The organism is bacterium (assembly GCA_016124905.1).
Taxonomy (GTDB): Bacteria; Pseudomonadota; Alphaproteobacteria; order Rickettsiales; family RI-342; genus RI-342.
Genome location: WGMV01000008.1, coordinates 126,026 through 148,313, shown reverse-complemented (window position 1 = coordinate 148,313; position 22,288 = coordinate 126,026). Strand labels below are relative to the sequence as shown.

Sequence of the window (22,288 nt, the reverse complement as noted above, 5' to 3'; positions counted from 1 at the left end):
CAGGGTTACGCCCGCATTAGCGGGCGGGGCCTTTTCGTTTGCCATGCTCCGCATGGATGGCCCAGTCCATCTGCTCCAACACAGCATGTTTCGTTACGCTATACAAATTCCCTGAAAGTCTTTATTTATACCGGTTCATTTTCGGGGCCATGAGAGTATGGACGAATTACGGCTGGGCATTGCAGGGCTTGGAACGGTTGGCAGCGGCGTGGTGCGGCTGGTGCAGCAGCAGGCCGATTTGCTGGCCGCCCGCGCGGGCATGCCGGTGCGCATCACCTCCGTCAGCGCGCATAGCCGCACGAAGAACCGCAGCGTGAAGCTGGACGGCTACAGCTGGGCGGAGCACCCGCTGGAGCTGGCCAAGGATAAAAGCGTGGATGCGGTGGTGGAGCTGATCGGCGGGGCCGAGGGCATGGCGCTGGAGCTGTGCAGGCTGGCGCTGAAAAACGGCAAGCATGTCATTACCGCCAACAAGGCGATGATCGCCCAGCACGGGCATGAACTGGCCAAGCTGGCGGAGAAGCATCAGGTGGCGCTGCGTTTCGAGGCGGCGGTGGCAGGGGCAATCCCGATCCTTTCCGTTTTGCGTGAAGGGCTGGCGGCCAACCGGATTTCGCGCGTGGCGGGGATTTTGAACGGCACCTGCAACTTTATGCTGACCAGCATGGAGAAATCCGGCCAGCCGTTTGAGGTGATTCTGCGCGAGGCGCAGGATTTGGGCTTTGCAGAAGCAGACCCGAGCTTTGACATTGATGGGATCGATTCCGCGCATAAGCTGGCGATTCTGGCCAGCCTCGCTTTTGGCGCGCAGGTGGATTTCGACCATGTGGAGGTGGAGGGTATCCGCCGGATTACGCCGCAGGATATCGACTATGCCAAGAGCCTGGGCTTTCATATCAAGCTGCTTGGCATTGCCGAGTGGATCGAGGACCGGCTGTCGCAGCGGGTGCATCCGTTCCTGGTGGGCACCAATCAGCCGATGGGCAAGGTATCGGCGGAATATAACGCCGTGGAAGTGCTGAGCCATGCTGCCGGACCGATGTTCATCGAAGGACGCGGCGCGGGCGGCGATGCCACGGCCAGCGCCGTGATGGCCGATGTGGTGGCGATTGCGCGCGGGCACCATCTGTACCCGTTCGGGCTGCCTGCCGATAAGCTGGCCACGCCTGCCATTTTCCCTGCGGCAGACCGTGTGGCGAGCTGCTATATCCGCTTCCGCGTGGTGGATCGCCCCGGCGTGCTGGCGGCCATCAGCGATGTGTTCTACCGCCATAACGTGTCGGTCAAAGCCTGCATTCAGCATTCCTACAAACCGGCGGAGCCGGTGGATGTGGTGATTGTGGTGCACCCGGTGCGTGAGGGCTCGCTGAGTCAGGCGCTGACGCGCATTGGCCAGTTGGATTTTTGTTTGGATGAGCCGCTGATGCTCAGGATCGCTGATTTATAGGAGAATAAAAACATGACGTTTGCCGCAACCAAACTCACCGCCAATGGTGATATCGAAGCCCTGACGCTGGACCGCAACCTGGCGCTGGAAGCCGTGCGCGTGACGGAAGCCGCCGCGCTTGCCTGCTCCCGCTGGATGGGACGCGGGGATGAGAAGGCCGCCGACCGTGCCGCGGTGGAAGCCATGCGGCGTGCGCTCAATACCCTGCCGATCGAGGGCACGGTGGTGATTGGCGAAGGCGAGCGCGACGAGGCGCCAATGCTTTATATCGGCGAAAAGGTCGGCAATAATAACGGACCGAAGGTGGATATCGCGCTGGACCCGCTGGAAGGCACGACCATCTGCGCCACGGGCGGCGTGAATTCCATGAGCGTGATGGCCATGGCCGAAGCCGGCGGCTTTTTGCATGCGCCGGATGTCTATATGGAAAAAATCGCAGTGGGCGGCGGCTTGCCTGCAGGTGTCATCCATATCGACGCCTCCCCGCTTGAGAATGTGAAAAACCTGGCCAAAGCGAAGAAATGCGACCCGTCGGATATTGTGGTCATCATCCTCGACCGCGAGCGCCATCAGGAACTGATCGCCAAAACCCGGGAAACGGGCGCGCGCGTGCAGCTGATCGGCGATGGCGATGTGGCGGGAATTATTGCCACCGCCACACCGCAGGCGGTGGGCGACATGTATGTGGGCACGGGCGGCGCGCCGGAAGGCGTGCTGGCCGCGGCCGCGCTGCGCTGCATCGGCGGGCAGATGCAGGGGCGCCTGCTCTTCCGCAAGGAAGAGGAAAAGACGCGCGCCAAGCGCATGGGCGTGGAGGATTTCAACCGCATTTACAGCATGACGGACATGGCCAAGGGCGATGTGATGTTCGCCGCCACCGGCGTGACCGACGGCTTCATGCTGAAGGGCGTGCGCCGTACGCAGGGCGGCGCCAGCACGCATTCGCTGGTGATGCGCTCCAAAACCGGCACGGTGCGCTATGTGGAAGCCGAACATAACTTCACCCGCAAGGAAGACTGGACGGAGGGGATGTAAGCCCCTTTGCCTTTCGCTGGGCAATAAAAAACCCCGCGTGAGCAATCACGCGGGGTTTTCTGTTTCAAGCGGGCTGTGCTTAAGCAGCGGCCACCGGCTTGCGGCGCAGGGAGGATTTGGCCGGAAGGTCGAACGGCAGGGCTTTGGCTTCGCCATCCTCGATGCCAGCAATGCGGATTTCGCCGGACATGCTGCCGCCACGACGGATTTCGATGGCGCCATAAGCGATTTTACCTTTGACGGAGCCGGTTTCGTCGATGGTGAGCAGGCCGGTGACGACCAGCTCGCCTTCAAAGCGGCCGCTGATCTCTGCGGAGCCGACGCGGGCCGTGCCGACGAATGAGCCGCCATCGGTGATGCGCATGCTCTCGACTTCTTTCATCTGGGCTTCCACCTGGCCTTCGATGACGACGCGGTCGCAATGGCTGATTTCGCCTTTGAGAACCGTTTCCACACCGACGCGGAGGATGCGCTTCTGCCCTTCCAGCTCGCCATTGTCGAGCAGGGAACCAAGCGTGGCCGACTGGGGCGCGCTGCTCGAGGGGGTGATGCTGGTGGCCGTGGCCATGCCATTGCTGGCCGGGAACGGGGGCATGGGCTGGCGCGGCGGCAGGCTGGAGGCCTGACGCACCGGGCGGGACTGCTCGGCAAAATGCTCGGAAAGCGAACGTTTTTCGCCTTTATTGTAGCTCATGGACTGGGGGGAGCCGTCGGTCGGCATGTCGTCCAATGTATCGGCTGCGGTGGCTTCATTATAGGCTTCGGCTGCATCCACCTGATTTTCGGTTTCCAGCAGTGCCGTGACATCGCGCCGACGAAACATGCAAACACTCCCTTGTAAAACATGTGTCTCGAAAACTTATGTGGCTACACATAGCTTCGATATTTACCGATTGTTAGCGGATTTGTGCGTTGCTTTCCAGCACAAACTATCGCTAAAATTGCAGCGTTTTGTGGATGACAAACACAAGATGTTGACTATTTATCGTTTTGCGCGGATTTTGCTGCGAGCGCGAATTGGAAAGGAACTCTTAGGGGTTCCCTGTTATGATGGGTTTGTCTAGTTTGCTGCCCTGCAGCGTCACCAATAACGGATTTTTGTATGTTTCTTGAAAATAGCGGCCTTTACCAGATGCACGAATGGCATAAGGCCAGCTTCGCACCGCTCCAGATGCTCGCTAAAATGGGGCGTGAGCTTTACACCAACCCCGCCAGCCCGCTTGCCTATATGCCCGGCTCCCGCCACATGGCCGCCGGAAGCGAGTTGCTGGAGCGCGTTACCCGCAAATATAACAAGCCGGAATTTGGCCTCACCGAAACCGTCATTGACGGCAAAACCTACAAGGTGACCGAAAAGGCGGTGATGGAAAAACCCTTCTGCACGCTGCTGAAATTTCAGCATCACCACACGAGCCATCTGCCGAAAATGCTGGTGGTAGCACCGCTTTCGGGCCATTACGCCACGCTGCTGCGCGGCACGGTGGAAGCGCTGATCCCGCATTTTGAGGTCTATATCACCGACTGGATGGATGCGCGCGAAGTGCCTGTTTATGAAGGCACGTTCGACCTGGATGATTATATTGATTACGTACATGAATTCATCTCCGTGCTCGGGCCGGAAGTGCATGTGCTGGCCGTGTGCCAGCCTGCCGTGCCCGTGCTGGCGGCCGTTTCCATCATGAATGCGGAAGAAAACCCCAAGGCGCCGCGCTCCATGACGCTGATCGGCGGGCCGATCGACACGCGCATCAACCCCACCGAAGTGAACCGCCTGGCCTATACGCGCTCGCTCAACTGGTTTGAGCAGAATGTGGTGACGCGGGTGCCGTTCAATTATCCGGGCTTTATGCGCCGTGTGTATCCGGGATTTTTGCAGCTTTCGGGCTTTATGCAGCTGAACCTGGAACGCCATATCGGCGAGCATATCAAGTTGTTTCAGCATCTGGTGAAGGGCGACGGCGAATCCGCCGAGGCGCACCGCAAGTTTTACAATGAATATCTCTCCGTGCTCGATCTGCCGGCGGAATTCTACCTGCAGACGATCAAAACAGTGTTTCAGGATCATTCCCTGCCCCGCGGCAAGATGGTGTCACGCGGGCGGAAAATTCAGCCTTCGGCCATTACACGCACGGCGCTTTTGACGCTGGAAGGGGAACTGGACGATATTTCCGGCGTGGGCCAGACGAAGGCCGCGCAGAAGCTGTGCAAAAACCTGCCCGAGGACATGAAGCACCACCATTGCCAGCCGGGCGTGGGCCATTACGGCATCTTCAACGGCCGCAAATACCGCGAGCATGTGGTGCCGATCATTGTGGATTTCTGCAATGCGCATAATAAAGCGCCCGCCGTGCAGGTGTCTTCGCTTCGCTCGGCTTCATTATAAGTTTGTTATCTGCTTCGCGTTGCTGCGCAATGGAACAGCGGCGAAGTTAATAACCCTGCGCTTCGCGCAGACGCCGCGCTCTGCTTATATATGTTTGTTCCCTGCTTCGCGTTGCTGCGCAATGGAACAGCGGCGTACGCGCCGCGCTCACGGCTGGGGTGACGGGAGGCCGAAAGGGATGACTCGCTCCGGCTTTGACATTGCCATGCGGCAAGGTTAGCATTCGCCTCCAATTTGAATTGAGGTTTGATATGCCGCTGGCGCTTACGTTTCCGGGACAGGGTTCCCAGGCTGTTGGGATGGGAAAGGCTTTTGCCGAGAGTTATGCGGAGGCGCGCCATGTGTTTGAAGAGGCGGACGACGCCATCGGCTTCAAGCTGAGCAAAATCATTTTTGAAGGACCGGAAAGCGATTTGACGCTGACGGTGAACACGCAACCCGCCATCATGACCACCTCGGTGGCCATTTTGCGCGTGATTGAAAAACAGCTGGGCCTGACGGCGGCCAAGGCTGCCTATGTGGCCGGGCATTCACTGGGTGAATATTCCGCGCTGTGCGCCGCGGGCAGCTTCACGCTGGCCGATGCCGCCAGGCTTTTGAAACTGCGCGGCCTGGCAATGCAGGAAGCCGTGCCCGTGGGCGAAGGCGCCATGGCCGCCATCCTTGGGCTGGAAATCGACGAGATTAAAAGCATCACCGATGCATGCGCCAGCACCGATACCTGCCAGATCGCCAACGATAACTGCCCCGGCCAAGTGGTGATAAGCGGGGCGAAACGCGCCATCGAACGCGCGGTGGACATGGCCAAGGAACGCGGCGCTAAGCGCAGCGTGCTGCTGGCCGTCAGCGCGCCCTTCCATTGCAGCCTGATGTTTTCCGCCCAGCAGAAGATGCAACAGGCGCTGGAAGCGACCACCATCAACAAACCCGTGGTGCCGCTGATCGCCAATGTCACGGCCGAAGAAGCCGAGCAGCCCGATGTTATCCGCCGCCTGCTGATCGAGCAGGTGACCGGCATGGTGCGCTGGAGGGAAAGTGTGAATTATATGGTGGATAACGGCGTGAAAACGCTGGTGGAAATCGGCCATGGCAACGTGCTGACCGGGCTTACCAAGCGCATCAACCGGGAGGTGCGCGCCATCAGCGTTTCCTCCCCGGCGGACCTGGAAGCGCTTGAAAAACTGCTGAATGAGCCCATTGCGGCCTAAGGCCGTCATGATTTTGTCATTCCAGTGACATGGTTTTGTTGCAAGAAAGCGCCATAAAGGCTTGTTTTTCTTCCATGAGCCGCCATGCCGAACCGCCCCTACCCTTTTGAGCCGTTCCTCGCCATGACCCCCTATGAGGCGGGCAAGCTCTTTTCCGTGATGGCCGACCATATGCCGCACCATTCGGGTGGAGCGGTTTCCACCCGGCGCGCGGGCAGCCCCCCTCCGCCGGAACCCCATGCCGTTGACGTGCACAGCCTGGCGCGCATAGGCGCATACAGCCTTTGGGAACTGGTGGACCAAAGCAAACTGAGCCCCGCCAGCCAGGCCTTCATCCAGCAATGCGACGCGGCGTGCAGCCGCTATGCGGAACTGGTCGGCGAGGCGCTGCAATGGTGGAAGGAGCATGTGGGGGATGACGGCATCGCCCACACGCGCGACGTAACCGGCGCGTTTCGCGCGCGCTATCCCGGCCTGGAATGGAAGCGCGGCAACCAGCATGACTGGACCGGCTTTTTCGCCGTGCTGAAATGGTATTCCGGCCAGAGTTTCGACCTGATTTCGCATTATGACGATTATCACCGGCTGAAGCGGGCCGCGCAGGATGTTCCGGCCGCCGTTCAAACCGAGATTTATATATTGGACGACCAGTTGAGGGAACTGGCGGACATGCTGGAAAACGGCCGCTGCCCGCTGCTTGAGGAAGATTTCATCCCCCTCATCTTCCCGGAAAACGCCCCCCTTCTTTTGCCCAATACCAACCGGATGCTCATGGCGCTTTACTGCCTGCACCAGACGGCGCTCGGCCTGAATGACAGCCGACACCATCACCCGTCTCTCATCCCCTCCCTCAAGCTATATTCCTACGAGGGGGTGGATGCGGTGGAGCGTCTCAAGACCATGGATGAGCTGATCCGCAATGGTTCGGGGGAAGAGGATTTCCGTGCCACGCTCAACCCCGCGCTGGCGGAGGGCGCCATAACGGGCAACGGTTTTGCCTTCCATAAGGAACGCGGGCTGAAGAAATTCACAACCCTACCCCACCATAGGGAGGCAGGGATTGACCTTCATGACCTGTTCATCCGGAAGGCCGAGGGTTATGGCCATGTGGGCGAATGGCTGGACTGGCTGCTGCTCGGGACCGCGCTGGATGAGCATGCCAACCTGCCGGATTTCCTGAAGCCGCTGCATGCCTATATGGAATCCGTCCGGCAGCCGGACGGGCAGGAGGCGCGTTATGAATAATGCGACACACAGCCCCTACCCGTTTGAGCCGTTTCTGGCGATGATGCCGCTTGAGGCGGGCAATTTTTTCATGGATATCGCCATGCTGATGTATGGGGAATATCGCGGGGCGGCATCCACGGCGCGCGCGGGCGAGCCCGCACGGCAGGAACGGCACCTGGTGGATTTGCATAATCTGGCGCGCATGGGTGCACTCGGCATCTGGCAGCATGTCGACCAGGAGGCGTTAAGCCCGGAAAGCCGTGCCTTTATTCAGCGCTGCGATGCCGCCTGCAGCCGTTACGCCCAGCTGACCGGCGAAGCCCTGCAATGGTGGAAAAACAGTATTGACGACCCGGAAGTACGCCACTCCCGCGAGGTGACTTCCTCGTTTAGAACCCGCTATCCCGGATTTGGCTGGGCGCAGGGCTCTTCGGTTGATGATGTGGGTTTTCTGAATGTGCTGCGATGGTATGCGGGTGGAGCGCTGGACGATATTCCCTGGCCATCCGACGTTTTGGCGCTGAAACACGCTCAACGTGACGTGCCGGAGGCAACCAGCCGGGAAATCCTGGCGCTGGAAGAGGAACTGCTTGAACTGACCGGCCTGCTGAATGAGGGGCGCTGCCCGCTTTCCGGTGAGGCGGCCATTCCTTTCGACTATCCCGAAGGCAACCCCATCATCATCCCCAACCAGCGCAACCTGTTGCTTAACCTCTATTGCCTGAACCAGACCGGGCGAGGGTTGAATGACAGCCGTCATCATCACCCGGTTCTCATCGCCGCGCTCAAGGACCGCACCGCCGAGGGTAAGGATTCCGCCGTTAAGCTGGGGCATCTGGACGAGGATATGGCTACCGCCTGCCGGATGGAGGATTACCGGGCGATGATGCGCATCATCGCCCCCGACGCCCAGGGCATGCAGAATGCGTTTGCAAGCCATAAGGTCCGCGCGCTTGGGGTGTTCCAGTCTCTGCCGCATACGGCAGAGGGCGGGCTTGATTACGACCTGTTCTTCAGCCTTGCCGTGGAATCGACGCCCGAGCGCAGCGCCTGGCTGGACTGGCTGCTGCTCGGCAAAATGATGGACGAGCACATGGCCCTGCCAGATTTCCTGAAGCCGCTGCATGCCTATATGGAAACGCTGCGACCCATGGAACAGGAACGGGGTTTCGAATGAACGAACGGCTTATTCACGGCAGCCCGTACCCTTTCGCCCCTTTCCTTGCCCTTACCCCAATGCAGGCGGCGTTTTTGTTTCAGGAGCTTGGGTATCATATGGTTTATCGCCATGCCGGGGCGCCATCCATCCACCGGGCAGGCGACGAGGCGATGGATGCAAACCATCTGGTGGATATCCATAACCTCGGGCGCATGGGGGCAATCGGGCTATGGCAACATGTGAACCAGCAACGCATGAGCGCCGCCAGCCGTGAGCTTGTTCAGCGGTGCGATGACGCATGCAAAACCTACAGCATGATGATGGGCGAAGCCATGGACTGGTGGGCAGGCGCACTGCGGGAGAAGGGCATTGCCGTTGACAGGAGAAGCAGCGTTACCTTCAAGGAGCGTTATCATGACCTGCAATGGGGTGGGAATGATTCCCACGACCGGACTGGTTTTCTGGCAGCGATGCAGTGGCGGGCCGGACGCAACCTGCCGAAACAGGATGAAGAGATGCTCCGCCAGGCATTGCCGGATGATGGTGGCGCCTATGCGGCCAGGCTGGATGAACTTCAACATGAAATCCAGAAAGCTGCCGACCTGCTGGCCTCTCCCGACTGCCCGCTGTCGCATGAACCGTTGATTGGTTTTCTTGCGCGCGACGGTAAGGAACTCACCATTCCAAACAGCGATGGCTACCTTACCCGGCTTTACTGCCTGAACCGCATTGCCTACGGGCTGAATGACAGCCGTTCGCATCACCCGCTGCTTATCCCTTCGCTTAAGCTGCATAGCAAAGAAGCGGTCGATGCCGCCCTGCGGCTTGGGGAATGCGACAGCCTGATGGCAGAGACCAGCCTGACCGAGCATTACCGCGCCATGATGAACCCCGGCCTGACGGGCGGGAGCGAATCTCCGGACGTGTTCGCCCAAAGCAAGGCCAAGGCATGGCAAAAGCTTTCCGCCCTGTCGCGAACGGACGATGAACGACTGGATTACAGCGCGGTTTTCGTGCGGGATTATCCCAGGCAGACCGATTTTTACGATTACATGGACTGGCTGCTCGTCGGCCGGGCAATGGAAAGCTATGAAAACCTACCGAATTACCTCAAACCGCTTGCGGCTTATATGGAAAACCTGCGCCAGGACGGGCAGGATATCCGCCAGCCCTAGGGGGCGGTTTGCCTGAGGGTGGCGATTTCTCTTTGGCATTTGGGCCAGAATAAGTTAATGGCGTGCCCCAGCAAAGGAATGTGAGGGGGCTTGGATGTTCGACCTTAGCGGCATGAATGCACTGGTGACCGGCGCGAGCGGCGGCATTGGCGCCAGCGTGGCGAAAGCCCTGGCGGCGCAAGGCGCGCGCGTGGCGGTGAGCAGCACACGCAAGGAGGTGCTGGATGCGCTGTGCGCGGAGATTGGCGGTAATTCCGTGGCGATCGTCGCCAACCTGAACGACCCCGAGGCCCCGGCGAAACTGGCCGAAGAGGCCGAAAGCGCGCTCGGCCAGGTGGATATTCTGGTGGCGAATGCGGGCATTACGCGCGACGGGCTGCTGATGCGCATGAAGGACGAGGACTGGGACCAGGTGATCGCGGTCAACCTCACCTCCACCTTCAAACTCTGCCGCGCGTTGAGCAAACACATGATGAAGCGCCGGTTCGGCCGTATCATCACCATGGCATCCGTCGTCGGGGTGATGGGCAACCCGGGCCAGGCCAATTATGTGGCGGCCAAGGCCGGGCTTATCGGCTTCACCAAAGCGATTGCGCAGGAAATGGCCAGCCGCGGCATTACCGCCAACGCGGTGGCGCCGGGCTTTATTGCCACCGCCATGACGGATAAGCTCAATGAAGAGCAGCAGACGCGCATTACGCAGAATATTCCGGCCGGCCGCATGGGCGATGTGGCGGATATCGCCAGCGGGGTGGTATACTTGGCATCCAAGGAAGCCGCCTATGTAACCGGCCAAACCCTTCATATTAATGGCGGTTTGTTGATGCCGTAAGGGATGGCATTAACCCTTCGTAAACCGCTATTGATTTGTGCAATCAGTGCGGCTAAAAGGGGCAGCTTAATTTGACTGGGCGTGCCCGGCGAGCTGAAAAAGATTTAGACTATTTAACTTACCGACTAGCCTACAAATAACCAAGGAGTTGAACATGAGTGATATCGAAGCCCGCGTACGCAAGATCGTTGTGGAACATCTGGGCGTGGATGAAGCCAAAGTGAAAACCGATGCCAGCTTCATCGATGACCTGGGCGCGGACAGCCTCGACACCGTGGAACTGGTGATGGCGTTCGAAGAAGAGTTCGGCTGCGAGATTCCGGACGATGCCGCCGAGAAAATCCAAACCGTTGGCGACGCTGTGTCCTTCATCAGCGAACATGCCAACGCCTAACAGCGCTTTAACGCGAATCAGGATCGACGCATGACGCGCCGTGTAGTGGTGACAGGTATAGGGCTCGTAACGCCGCTTGGCTGCGGGGTTGACGTGAACTGGAAAAACCTGCTCGCCGGGAAATCCGGCCTGGGGCCGATTACCTATTTTGATACGACGGATATCCCCGCCAAGGTGGCCGGCCAGGTGCCGACCACCGGCGAGGGAGCCTTCATCGCCGACGACTGGGTGCCCGCATCCGACCGCCGGAAAATGGGTAATTTCATCGTCTTCGCCATGACGGCCGCCAAGCAGGCCGTGAAGGATTCCGCCTGGGTTCCCCAGACGGAGGAAGACCGCTGCCGCACGGGCGTCATGATCGGATCCGGCATCGGCGGATTGCCGAATATCGAAGAGACGTCGCTGATCTGCAAGGAACGCGGCCCCCGCCGGGTGAGCCCGTTCTTCATTCCATCCGCGCTCATCAACCTGACATCGGGTTTCGTGTCGATCGAGTTCGGCTTCAAAGGCCCGAACCATTCGGCCGTGACCGCCTGCTCCACCGGCGCGCATGCCATTGGCGACGCCGCGCGCATCATCATGTGGGGCGATGCGGATGTGATGGTTGCCGGTGGCGCCGAAGCCGCCATCTGCCCCGTGGGCATTGCCGGTTTCGCTTCCGCCCGCGCGCTTTCCACCAGCTACAACGATACGCCGGAGAAGGCCTCCCGCCCATGGGACAAAGGCCGCGACGGGTTCGTGATGGGCGAAGGTTCCGGCGTGGTGGTGCTGGAGGAATATGAGCACGCGAAAAAACGCGGCGCGAAAATTTATGCCGAAGTGGTGGGCTACGGGATGTCCGGCGATGCCTATCACCTCACCGCTCCTTCGCCGGAAGGCGACGGCGCATTCCGCTCCATGCAGATGGCGCTGAACCGCGCGGGCATGAAGCCGGAAGATATCGACTATATCAACGCACACGGCACCTCCACGCCGAAAGGCGACGAGATCGAGCTGCTGGCCGTCAAGCGCCTGATGGGCGATGCGGTGGGCAATGTGTCCATGTCATCGACCAAATCCTCGATCGGGCATTTGCTCGGCGCTGCGGGCGCGGTGGAAGCGATTTATTCCATCCTGGCGATTCGCGACCAGATTGTGCCGCCGACGCTCAATCTGGAAGATCCGTCCGACGAATGCGGCGGCATCGACCTGGTACCCCTGAAGGCCAAGAAGCGCACCGTGCGCGCGGCCCTTTCCAATTCCTTCGGTTTCGGCGGTACCAATGCAACTGTCATTTTCAAAGCGGCGTAAATCCCCTTTGGCCCGGCTGTTCTGGGCAATCATTTACCTGGCATTGCTTGGCGGCGTGGGGCTGGAGGCCCTTTGGTGGGATGCGGTTACGCCCACCGGCGCCACGAGTGACAGCATCCTTATCGACCGGCATTCCGGAAGCCGCCACATGGCCGCGCAGCTGGCCGAGGCAGGCATGGTGCGCTGCGAGCCCTGTTTCCGGCTGACGGCGGGAGCTTATCAACGGCTGACGAAACAAAAACTCAAGGCCGGGGAATATGCTTTTCCTGCCCCCATTTCCCCGTTGGGCATGTTGGAAAAATTCGCCAGGGGCGAGGTGATTATCCGCAAATTCACGGTGCCCGAAGGACAGACCAGCGCGCAGATTCTGGCGCGTCTGGCACGGGAACCGTTTTTGACCGGCGATGCGCCCGCCAGCCTGCCGGAAGGCAGCCTGATGCCGGAGACCTACCATTATACACGCGGCGACAGCCGGGCTTCCATCGTGGAGGCCATGCAGAAGGGCATGAAGGAGTATGTCGCGAAGGCCTGGGATGAAAAGCCGGTGGACGTGCCCCTGACCGGGCCGGACCAACTGGTGGTGATGGCCTCGCTGATCGAGAAGGAAACGGGACGCCCGGATGAGCGCCCGCGCGTGGCGGCCGTGTTCTATAACCGCCTGAAGCAAGGCATGCCGCTGCAGACGGACCCGACGGTGATTTACGCCCTGACGGAAGGCAAGCAGGAATTGGGGCGCCCGCTGACGCTGGCGGACCTGCAGGTGCCGCATCCCTACAATACCTACCTGAACCCAGGCCTGCCACCGGGGCCGATCGCCAACCCGGGTAAGGCCTCCATTGATGCGGCGCTTCACCCCGCGCCGGATGCGCTGACGGCCGGTGAGCTCTATTTTGTGGCCGATGGTCTGGGCGGGCACCGTTTTTCCGCCACACTGAACGACCATAACAAGAATGTGGCGGATTACCGCGCGCTGAAGAAAGGCCCGGCCAACAAGGGGCCGGAAGCGCCCGCGCGCTGATCAGCGCTCGGCCTCCGGGGGCGCGGCGGCGCTGCGCGCGGCTTCCCATTGCAGCAACGCATCGCGCGTGGTGCGCAGCACGTAATGGCTCATTTCGGCCCAGTCGTAATTAGGGTCCGCCGCTGTATCCAGATATTCAAGCTCAGCGGCGGAGATGCCGGAGAGGGTGGCATCAACCGCCTGCCTCAGGGCATCCGCCTGCGTCCTGGGCAGATAGAATACCAGGTCAAGAGTGTCGGGGGCGTCGGCGTGCTCCAGATGCACGAGCATATCCGGCAGGTCCAGCGCGGCCATCAATTGTTCACCCCAAAGGGTGCGCTCGTCGATCTCCTCTATCTCCCGGCGACGGGTGCCTACCCAGCCATCCACCATGACCATGGCTTCCGGCGGAAGGGAAAGACCAGGCAGGAGCTCGCTTTGCCGATGACCGGGCGGCGGCGCGAGCGGGGCCGGAAACGCGGCCCGGCAGAGAGCTTCCCAGTGTTTCATATCGCCGTGATGGCATTCGCGTTTAAGCGCCATGATCAAGGCCATGCCGTCATGGAGCTGCTGCATCTGGGCAAAGCTGAGCGAGGTGCAGAATTCCTCGACATAGGATTGCAGGTCTTCTGCGTCCTGCCAGGTGTGCTGGGCCAGCAGGCCTTTGATGAGATATGCCAGAGACAGGTTCTGGCGAAGATAGTCGAACTCCGGATAAAGGCGCCGGAGTTTGTAGTCGAAATCCGTGATGTCGATATTCACGGTGTAGGGACTGGAGGCGGCGATGGGATTGGCGCCGGTATCGAAGAAGGCCTCCAGATCCAGGGGGCTGCTCATCTAAAGCCCGTGCTGAAGCGCGGCGGCCTTCACCGTGTTGGCCAGCAGGCAGGCAATGGTCATGGGCCCTACCCCGCCCGGCACGGGCGTGATGGCGGAGGCGACGAACTGGGCCTCGGCAAAATCGACATCGCCGACGATCTTTTTCTCGCCATTCTCTTCAATGCGGTTGATGCCGACATCGATGACGATGGCGCCGGGTTTCAGCCAGTCGGCCTTCACCATGCGGGGTTTGCCGACGGCGGCCACGACGATGTCGGCCTGTTTCACCAGCAGTTCGGGGCTCGGCGTGCGGGAATGGACGATGGTCACCGTGCAGTCTTCCTGCAGCAGCAATTGCGCCATCGGCTTGCCGACGATGTTGGAACGGCCGATCACCACCGCATGCAGGCCGCGCAGGTTGATGCCCAGACCTTTCAGCAGATGGATGCAGCCGAGCGGCGTGCAGGGCACCAGGCGCGGCTCGCCCACGGCCAGCTGGCCGGCATTGACCACGTGAAAGCCGTCCACATCCTTATCCGGATGGATGGCGGCCAACACGGCGGCTTCGCTGATCTGTTTGGGCAGGGGAAGCTGCACGAGGATGCCGTGGATGGCGGGGTCGTTGTTCAGCCTGTTGACCAGTGCGAGTAGTTCCTCCTGCGAGGTGGAATCGCTCAGGCGGTGCTCAATGGAATGCATGCCCAGCTGTTTGGTTTGCTCAACTTTGTTCTTTACATAGACCTGGCTTGCCGGGTTTTCCCCCACCAGCACCACGGCGAGGCCGGGGGTGACGCCCGCAGCCTTCAGGCGCTCGATCTCGGGCTTGAGGGATTCGCGCAATCTGGCGGCGGCATCGCGGCCGTCGATGAGGTTCACATGGGGGCTATGGGCGATGGGCTTCATGATCATGATCGGTTACTCATCCAGCATGTGAAATGCCGATTGCACGGCTTCGGTGGCGTCTTCCAGTTCTTCCAGGGCTTCCGGCCAGCTTTCAGGCGCGGCATGTTCCATGCGACGGCACAGATCAGCCATTTCCTCGGCGCCGACGTTGCCGGAGGCGCCTTTGAGCTCATGCGCGGCATTATACCATGCGTCTGTGTTTTTGCCACCATGGGCGATGGATTTCAGCTCGGTCACGCAGCGCTCAAGCGTCTGGCAGTAAAGCTCCGTCAAGGTAGCGCGAAGGCCTTTGTCGCCACTGGTGACTTCGTCTAAACGGGAACGGTTGAGGATAGCAGTCATGGTCAGCCTTTGGCAGCGGCGGTAAAGGAAGGCAGTAAATGGCCGAAATGCGCCATTACCTGATCGTAGATCGGTCTCTTAAACGGAACGATGAGTTCAGGCAAGCGTGCCGGGTCCACCCATTGCCAGGCGCGGAACTCGGGATGCGCGGTGGCGATGTTGATGTCGCCATCCGTTCCGGTGAAGCGGAAGAGAAACCATTGCTGCGCCTGGCCGAGAAATTTGCCACCCCAGAGTTTCTTCTGCAGGTCCGCAGGGAGGTCGTAATAAAACCACTCGTCGCTGACGGCCATCAGCTCCGCCTTGTCGGTGCCGGCCTCCTCTCCCAGCTCCCGCCAAGCGGCCTGGATACCCGTTTCACCGGGATCGATCCCTCCCTGCGGCATCTGCCAGGCCTCGGCGGTGGTGTCGATGCGCTGACCGGCGAATACCTGGCCGCGATCATTGTAGAGCATGATGCCCGCACAAGGGCGGTAACCCGGCTTCGGCGCGGGCAATGACACGGATTGTTTAATGGGTTTCATGGGCGGGGCTTTCTTCCGCCGGGGCCACGGATGCGGCAGCAGCCGTGGCCGGTTCAGCCGGAGGAACCTCGGCGGAAGCGGGCTGGGCTAGCGTCACCTGGTTGGCCGCACTGACGGGCGCCAGCAGCACGCCTTCCTTCTCAAGCCGCTTGCCGAGTCCTTCCAGTTCCTTGACCGTCAGCGGATAAGGCCGGGCGACCACCACGGCGCGTCCGGCCGATTTTGCCTGCTGGATGGCGGCGTTCAACTGGTTTTCGATGGCTTCGCGCGTGATGGTCTCATCCAGCACAATATCGGCCTGGAGCGCGTTGTAATGATAGGCGTTGCCCGCCACGCGCATGGCCTCGGTCATGCCGGGTTCGCTGCGCACCAGCAGCGCATGGCCACCCTGAAGGTTCTTGTAGAGCCTGGAAACCGACTCCCGGTGGTCCATGAATTTTTCCGACACCGGCGTGGTGAAGCCGATGGCCATGTTGCTGCGCGCGCCGAGCCATTCGATGCGGGCCTTGGCGGTCGCTTCATCCTGAGCGGTCAACAGCGCGCGGGGGCCGGGATCGGTGATGGGGTAATCGTCGGGCTCCATCGGCAGGTCGATAAACACTTCAAACCCCTTGTCCTTCGCCTGTTCCACCCAGCCGCGCAGGTCTGGCGCGTAAGGGGAGAAGGACAGGCCGATTTGCGAGGGCAAGGCGCTCATGGCCAGGTCGGTGGAGCTCTGGCTCAGGCCGAGGCCAACCAGAACCACCGCCAGCTCGGGCTTGTGATCGGGGTTGGAAAAACCCGGCGCAGCATGCGCGACAGGAGGCGCGGCGGCAGCCGACGCGGGCGCGGCGGCATGTTCCGCATGCGCTTCCGGCGCGGCAGCGGCGTGCCCCTCCGGTTTTGCTGCGGCCGCATGCTCGGCAGGCGGCACGGAAGCAGCCTCGGCGGTTTTTTCCAGCGAGCGCATATATATGCCGCTTTTGATGTCGTAAACCACGCGCTGGCTGGCGGAGAAGGAGCGCGCCTCCTCGTTATCCCTGGTGAGGTAAAACCACGCACCCTCCAGCGCCAGAATGGTGCCCAGCAGCGCCGCCGCCGTTCCCCATGTCAGTGTTGCAAGCCGGATGCGCGGTTTGCTCATTTAGGCCCTACTTCGCGGTTGCGGGTTTGGCGGCTGCGTCCTTGGCGGGTTCCGGTTTCACGGATGGTTTTTCGCTGCTGGTGAAGGTTTTGTAGAAGGACACGCCGGTAATGAAATCCAGCGCGCGCTGCAGCTGGTAATCATCCTCGCTGGCGTTGGCGGGCTTCACCTCGCTCTTGTTATCCGTTTTCAGCGGGTCTTTCTTGTCCTTGCTCACTTCACCGTTTTCAGGCTTGGCCTCGTCCTTGCCGGGCATGGCATCCTTGGCCTTTTCCATCATCTGCTTGGCTTTTTCGAGCATCTCTTTCGGTTTGCTCAGGTGGTTGGGCAGATCTGCCTCGGAGCGCATGTCGAGCTGCTCCAGCGGGACGACCTTGGAAGGTTCCACGATGATATCCGGCTGGATGCCCTCGGCCTGGATGGAACGGCCAGACGGCGTGTAATAGCGCGAGGTGGTCAGGCGGATGGCGCCATGGTTGGGAATGGGGATGACCGTCTGCACGGAGCCCTTGCCGAAGCTCTTGGTGCCCATGATGACAGCACGCTTGTGATCCTGCAATGCGCCGGAAACAATCTCGGACGCCGAAGCCGAACCGCCGTTGACGAGCACCACGATGGGCAGGCCACCCGTGATATCGCCCTCACGCGCGAAGAAGCGCTTGTTGCTGTCTTCCGTGCGGCCACGGGTGGAGACGACCTCGCCTTTTTCCAGGAAAAGGTCGGACAGGCCGATGGCCTGATCCAGAAGACCGCCGGGGTTGTTGCGCAGATCAAGCACCACGCCGCGAATCTTGTCGGGGCCGATTTCCTTTTTCAGTTTCTCGAAGGCTTCCTCCGTGCCGCTGGTGGCCTGCTCGGAGAAGGAGGTGACGCGGATATAGGCCACATCGCCCTCGCGGCGGGAGCGGACGGACTGGATTTTGATGACCGCGCGGGTGAGTTCGAAATCGAGCGGTTTGTCGGCGCCTTCGCGCAGCACGGTGAGCTTCACCTTGCTGCCAACCTTGCCGCGCATTTTTTCGACCGCGTCGGAAAGCGTGAGGCCCATCACGGGCTCGTTGTCGATGTGGCTGATGTAATCCTGCGCTTTGATGCCTACTTTGGCAGCGGGGGTGTCGTCGATCGGGGAGACCACTTTCACCAGGCCGTTTTCCATTGTCACCTCGATGCCGAGGCCGCCGAATTCGCCTTTGGTCTGTACCTGGATGTCCTTGAAGCCCTCTTTATCCAGGAAGCTGGAATGGGGGTCCAGCGAGGTTAGCATGCCGTTGATGGCGGAATGGACGAGCTTTTCATCCGGCACGTCTTCCACGTAATCTTCCTTCACGCGCTCATAGACATCGCCAAAAAGCTGGAGAAGCGCGAAGGTTTCCTTGGTGTTCTTGGGTTTGGCGGCGGCAGGTTCGGCCGCGGCATGGGCGCAGGAAACACCCCCCATCAGCGCGATGGCCGATACGGCGACCGTCAGAAAACGTGAGGCTTTTCGGGATGTTGCAAGCGGACGGTTGGATGCATGCATGTAAGGAGACCTTATGGGTACACGTTAACTGGACAGCCACGGCGATGGATCCACCGGCTTGGCATTTTTTCTAAGTTCCATGTAGAGCTTTGTCAAACCGCTATCCGCATTCTTCATCTTGCCGATCGGTTCGCCCGCCATGAGCTTCTGCCCGACGGCGGCCTGAATCTGCCCCAGGCCCGCAATGAGGGTGTGCATCTCATCCGTATGGCGGATAATGATAATGTTGCCGTAACCCATGAAGGGGCCGGTATAGACCACCTCCCCTTTCATGGGAGAAACCACCTGCGCGCCGGGACGGGTGGCGATGCGGATGCCTTTTTGCGGCATGCCGTCATCCCCCTTGGCGCCGAAGCCAGAAACCAGCTTGCCCTGCGCGGGCAGACGAAGCCCGCCTTTTGGCAGGTTGACGCTCGCGGTTTCGGGCTCATTCACTTCCGGCGCGGCGTTGCGGCGCTTGCCGGGGGCGATGTTTTTGGCCTGCGCCGCCTCGCGTTTGGTGATGGCGGCCAGAAGCTCGCTCAGGTCTTTGGCTTTGGAGGAAAGCTGCTTCAGTTCCTTGCCGGTGCTTTCGATGCCCTTGTCCAGCTCGGCATGCATCTGCTGGCGCTGCTGAATTTTCTCGGCCATTTCCGTCTGGCCGGCGAGCAGTTCCTTGCGTTCCTCTTCCAGCGTGGCTTGAAGGATCTGCCGCTGCTGGCGGAGTTCCCCGAGGATGCGGATCTTTTCCCTTAACTGGTTGGCCTCTTCCTGCAAGCCGCCGGTGACATGGCCGAGCAGGATGGCCGAGCGTACGGCGTCGTCCGCATTGCCGGGCAAGGCCACCCAGGCCTCCGGCGGCACCTGGGAGAAACGCAGCATGGCGGCAAGGCTTTCTTCCAGCTGGGCGCTGCGGGTGGCGAGGTCGCGCTCGCGGTCGGCCGTTTCGGCATCGATGGCGCCGAGTTCCTTTTCCGTATCGCTCAGGCGTCGCTCGATGCGCTGAATCTTGTCGGCCATTTTGGTGAGGGTGCCGCGCAGGCTGTCCATTTCATGCCCGAGCTTACTGGCCTTGGCCTCCAGTTCCTCCTGGTTCTTCTGCTTGGTCTGAATCTCATTTTGCACGCGCTCCAGCGTGAAACGGTCAATCGCCCATGCAGGGCCGGGCATGGCCATGGCTGCGCACATCAGCAAGGCAGTGGCAAAGGCGGGTTGCTTCATGAACCTGGAAAGGATGGGGTTGCCGCCGCATCATAGAGCAGTTTCCGGGGATGTGAACACATTATATGGTGTTAAACGAGAAGCGACGAGCCCGTCATGACCTTCGGCTGGGAGAGACCCATGAGCTTTAAGATGGTGGGCGCGATGTCGGCCAGGGCGCCGTCCTTCAGCTTCAGCCCCTGCCCTTTGCTGCCGACCAGCATCAGCGGCACGGGGCCGGTGGTGTGGGCGGTGTGGGCCTGGCCGGTATCGTGGTCATGCATTTTTTCCACGTTACCGTGGTCGGCGGTGATGAGCATGACGCCGCCTGCTTTTTCCACGGATTCGGCGATACGGCCGATACAGGCATCAACGGCTTCCACAGCCTTGATGGCAGCGGGGAGATTGCCGGTGTGGCCAACCATGTCGGGGTTGGCATAGTTGACGACAAGCAAGGCATATTGGCCGCTTTCGATGGCGGCGGTGAGTTTGTCCGTCACTTCGGGGGCGGACATTTCGGGCTGGAGGTCGTAGGTGGCGACCTGGGGGGATGGGACGAGGATGCGGTCTTCGCCTTCGAACAGTTCCTCACGCCCGCCGTTGAAGAAGAAGGTGACGTGGGGGTATTTTTCCGTCTCGGCGATGCGGAGCTGCTTGAGGCCCGCGTGGGAGACGATTTCGCCCAGGGAATCGTTCGGGGTTTCGGCGGGGAACAGCACGCTGTAGAAGGGCGCGAGCTTGCTGGAATATTCCGTCATGGCGAGCGAGTGGGAGAATTTCACCTGCTTGCCGCGGGGGAAGCCATCGAAGGCGGGGTCCAGCAATGCATGAGAGAGCTGGCGGGCACGGTCGGCGCGGAAATTGGCGAAGAGCCAGGCGTCGCCGTCCTGCATGCCGTCGTAACCGCCGAAGATGACGGGGAGGATGAATTCGTCCTGCTTACCCGCATCATAGCTGGCCTGGATGGCGGCGGGGAGTTCGGCGGCGGGTTCACCCTGCCCGCTCACGATGGCGTTGTAGGCTTTTGCAACGCGGTCCCAGCGTTTGTCGCGGTCCATGGCGTAATAGCGGCCCATGAGGGTGGCGATGCGCAGATGTTTGAGGTTGGCCAAACGCAGCATGCCCTGCTGCCAGTAATCGAGTGCGGATTCCGGCGGGGTGTCGCGGCCATCGGTGACAAGGTGGAGCCAGGTGTTGACGCCCGCTTCGTCCAGATATTCGGCGAGTGCGATGATGTGATCCATGTGGGCATGAACGCCGCCGGGGGAGAATAAACCCATCAAATGGCAGGCCTTGCCGCTGGCGCGGAGGTCGTCCGCCAGTTTGACCAGCGCGGGGTGGTTTTTGAGGGTGCCATCTTCCACGGCTTTATCAACGCGCGGGAGGTCCTGCATCATCACGCGACCGCAGCCGATATTCATGTGGCCGACCTCGGAATTGCCCATCTGGCCTTCCGGCAACCCAACCGCTAAACCAGACGTGGCCAGTTTGCTCATGGGGCTGACGGGGGTTAGCGCATCCAGGTTGGGCGTTTTGGCCAGATAAGGCGCATTGTGGGGCGAAGGCTCGGCACAGCCCCAGCCGTCCAGGATGCATAAAACAACGGGTCGGATGGCCATATGTTTTTGAATTGTTCGTTACGGGATGGGTGTTGTATAGGGATTGTCCGCTTCAGGAACAAGGCTTATGCATCATACGACTGACATTACCATCATCGGCGCGGGCCCGGTCGGGCTGTTCGCCATTTTTGAGGCAGGCATGCTGAAAATGCGCTGCCATGTGGTGGATACGCTGGATTTTACCGGCGGCCAGTGCACGGCGCTTTATCCGGAAAAGCCGATTTATGACATTCCCGGCCATCCGAAGATTGATGCCGCCGAGCTGATCAACCAGCTGGAATTGCAGGCTGCGCCTTTTGCCCCAACCTACCACTTAGGACAGCAGGTGATGGGGTTGAAGCAGGAGGCAAGTGGCGAATGGACGGTGACGACCAGCAAAGGCGTGAGCATCACCAGCAAGGCGGTGATCATTGCCGCAGGGTGCGGGGCGTTCGGCCCCAACCGGCCGCCGATGGAAGGTATTGAGCAATATGAAGGGCATAGCGTCTTTTACATGGTGAAAAGCCGTGAGGCGTTTCGCGATAAGAGGGTGGTGATTGCGGGCGGCGGGGATTCCGCCGTGGACTGGGCCATTTCGCTGGCGGAGCTGGCGGAAAGCGTGCAGCTGGTGCACCGGCGGCCGAAATTCCGCGCGGCGCCGGAATCGGTCTCCCGCCTGGATGAGCTGACCAAATCGGGCAAAGTAGAAATGGTGGTGCCCTATCAACTGCATGCGCTGGAAGGCAGCGGTACGCAGATTTCCAGCGTGATTGTGCGCACGCTGGAAGGTGAAGACCGAAAGCTTGAAGCGGATGCGCTGTTGCCCTTCTTCGGGCTGGCGATGGAGCTGGGGCCGATTGCGGATTGGGGGCTGAACCTGGAAAAGCACCATATCGGCGTGAATCAGACCACGCTGGAGACCAACAAAAAGGGTATTTTCGCCATTGGGGATATTGCGCATTATCCCGGCAAGCTGAAGCTGATCCTGTGTGGATTTTCAGAGGCCGCGATGGCGGCGCATGCAGCGCGTGAGGTGGCCTATCCGGGTGAGGTGCTGCATTTTGAATATTCCACCACCAAGGGAATTAGTGGTTTAGCGGCTTGATAGAGGCTGGATTCCAGCGAAAGCTGGAA

At 60.5% G+C, this 22,288-nt stretch carries 21 protein-coding genes; 12 read left to right on the top strand and 9 right to left on the bottom strand.

All coding sequences use genetic code 11. The features are described 5' to 3' along the window. The first annotated feature begins 157 nt into the window (after positions 1 to 157). On the top strand, positions 158 to 1,447 hold the full coding sequence (locus GC177_02855) for a homoserine dehydrogenase (GenBank protein MBI1274895.1): 1,290 nt from the start codon (positions 158 to 160) through the stop codon (positions 1,445 to 1,447). A gap of 66 nt (positions 1,448 to 1,513) precedes the next feature. After that, a complete protein-coding gene (glpX, locus tag GC177_02850) occupies positions 1,514 to 2,482 on the top strand; it encodes a class II fructose-bisphosphatase (GenBank protein ID MBI1274894.1) in 969 nt (322 codons plus the stop codon). Between the two features lie 79 nt (positions 2,483 to 2,561). Here glpX and GC177_02845 read toward each other — a convergent pair whose 3' ends face one another. After that, positions 2,562 to 3,305, bottom strand: coding sequence for a hypothetical protein (locus GC177_02845; GenBank protein ID MBI1274893.1), 744 nt, complete (start codon positions 3,303 to 3,305; stop codon positions 2,562 to 2,564). A gap of 279 nt (positions 3,306 to 3,584) precedes the next feature. Between GC177_02845 and phaZ the strand changes: the two genes are divergently transcribed. The 9 genes from phaZ to mltG all read left to right on the top strand — a co-directional run bounded on the left by phaZ (position 3,585) and on the right by mltG (position 13,168). Continuing rightward, entirely contained in the window at positions 3,585 to 4,865 is a 1,281-nt protein-coding gene (phaZ, locus tag GC177_02840; protein ID MBI1274892.1) for a polyhydroxyalkanoate depolymerase, read from the top strand. Between the two features lie 251 nt (positions 4,866 to 5,116). Next, entirely contained in the window at positions 5,117 to 6,073 is a 957-nt protein-coding gene (gene fabD, locus GC177_02835; GenBank protein MBI1274891.1) for an ACP S-malonyltransferase, read from the top strand. A gap of 84 nt (positions 6,074 to 6,157) precedes the next feature. Then, entirely contained in the window at positions 6,158 to 7,318 is a 1,161-nt protein-coding gene (locus GC177_02830; GenBank protein ID MBI1274890.1) for a hypothetical protein, read from the top strand. Next, the gene (locus tag GC177_02825; protein MBI1274889.1) at positions 7,311 to 8,477 is read left to right on the top strand and encodes a hypothetical protein; all 1,167 of its coding nucleotides are present in this window, start codon (positions 7,311 to 7,313) and stop codon (positions 8,475 to 8,477) included. The genes GC177_02830 and GC177_02825 overlap by 8 nt, the downstream gene beginning before the upstream one ends. Next, the gene (locus GC177_02820) at positions 8,474 to 9,634 is read left to right on the top strand and encodes a hypothetical protein (GenBank protein ID MBI1274888.1); all 1,161 of its coding nucleotides are present in this window, start codon (positions 8,474 to 8,476) and stop codon (positions 9,632 to 9,634) included. Before GC177_02825 ends, GC177_02820 begins: the two co-directional genes overlap by 4 nt. 94 nt (positions 9,635 to 9,728) lie before the next feature. Beyond that, positions 9,729 to 10,466, top strand: coding sequence for a 3-oxoacyl-[acyl-carrier-protein] reductase (gene fabG, locus GC177_02815; protein MBI1274887.1), 738 nt, complete (start codon positions 9,729 to 9,731; stop codon positions 10,464 to 10,466). A gap of 154 nt (positions 10,467 to 10,620) precedes the next feature. Continuing rightward, positions 10,621 to 10,860 (top strand): acyl carrier protein, encoded by a 240-nt coding sequence (locus GC177_02810; protein MBI1274886.1) that lies wholly within the window; start codon positions 10,621 to 10,623, stop codon positions 10,858 to 10,860. A 30-nt stretch (positions 10,861 to 10,890) separates the two neighbouring features. Continuing rightward, positions 10,891 to 12,150 (top strand): beta-ketoacyl-ACP synthase II, encoded by a 1,260-nt coding sequence (gene fabF / locus GC177_02805; GenBank protein ID MBI1274885.1) that lies wholly within the window; start codon positions 10,891 to 10,893, stop codon positions 12,148 to 12,150. Further along, on the top strand, positions 12,122 to 13,168 hold the full coding sequence (gene mltG, locus GC177_02800) for an endolytic transglycosylase MltG (protein MBI1274884.1): 1,047 nt from the start codon (positions 12,122 to 12,124) through the stop codon (positions 13,166 to 13,168). Before fabF ends, mltG begins: the two co-directional genes overlap by 29 nt. Here mltG and GC177_02795 read toward each other — a convergent pair whose 3' ends face one another. The 8 genes from GC177_02795 to GC177_02760 all read right to left on the bottom strand — a co-directional run bounded on the left by GC177_02795 (position 13,169) and on the right by GC177_02760 (position 21,175). Continuing rightward, the gene (locus GC177_02795; protein ID MBI1274883.1) at positions 13,169 to 13,984 is read right to left on the bottom strand and encodes a hypothetical protein; all 816 of its coding nucleotides are present in this window, start codon (positions 13,982 to 13,984) and stop codon (positions 13,169 to 13,171) included. After that, positions 13,985 to 14,869, bottom strand: a complete 885-nt coding sequence (folD, locus tag GC177_02790; protein MBI1274882.1) for a bifunctional methylenetetrahydrofolate dehydrogenase/methenyltetrahydrofolate cyclohydrolase FolD — start codon at positions 14,867 to 14,869, stop codon at positions 13,985 to 13,987. A gap of 12 nt (positions 14,870 to 14,881) precedes the next feature. Beyond that, the gene (locus tag GC177_02785) at positions 14,882 to 15,211 is read right to left on the bottom strand and encodes a hypothetical protein (GenBank protein ID MBI1274881.1); all 330 of its coding nucleotides are present in this window, start codon (positions 15,209 to 15,211) and stop codon (positions 14,882 to 14,884) included. 2 nt (positions 15,212 to 15,213) lie between these two features. Next, positions 15,214 to 15,735: an RNA pyrophosphohydrolase gene (locus tag GC177_02780; protein MBI1274880.1), complete on the bottom strand. Its 522-nt coding sequence runs from the start codon at positions 15,733 to 15,735 to the stop codon at positions 15,214 to 15,216. Next, positions 15,722 to 16,858 (bottom strand): hypothetical protein, encoded by a 1,137-nt coding sequence (locus tag GC177_02775; protein MBI1274879.1) that lies wholly within the window; start codon positions 16,856 to 16,858, stop codon positions 15,722 to 15,724. The genes GC177_02780 and GC177_02775 overlap by 14 nt, the downstream gene beginning before the upstream one ends. A gap of 7 nt (positions 16,859 to 16,865) precedes the next feature. Beyond that, on the bottom strand, positions 16,866 to 18,296 hold the full coding sequence (locus tag GC177_02770; protein MBI1274878.1) for a PDZ domain-containing protein: 1,431 nt from the start codon (positions 18,294 to 18,296) through the stop codon (positions 16,866 to 16,868). 105 nt (positions 18,297 to 18,401) lie between these two features. Further along, positions 18,402 to 19,577, bottom strand: a complete 1,176-nt coding sequence (locus GC177_02765; GenBank protein ID MBI1274877.1) for a peptidoglycan DD-metalloendopeptidase family protein — start codon at positions 19,575 to 19,577, stop codon at positions 18,402 to 18,404. Between the two features lie 71 nt (positions 19,578 to 19,648). Then, complete coding sequence (locus GC177_02760) at positions 19,649 to 21,175, bottom strand: 2,3-bisphosphoglycerate-independent phosphoglycerate mutase (GenBank protein ID MBI1274876.1); 1,527 nt, start codon at positions 21,173 to 21,175, stop codon at positions 19,649 to 19,651. Between the two features lie 67 nt (positions 21,176 to 21,242). Here GC177_02760 and GC177_02755 point away from each other — a divergent pair, with 67 nt between their 5' ends. Beyond that, positions 21,243 to 22,259, top strand: coding sequence for a SidA/IucD/PvdA family monooxygenase (locus tag GC177_02755; protein MBI1274875.1), 1,017 nt, complete (start codon positions 21,243 to 21,245; stop codon positions 22,257 to 22,259). Positions 22,260 to 22,288 lie beyond the last annotated feature (29 nt).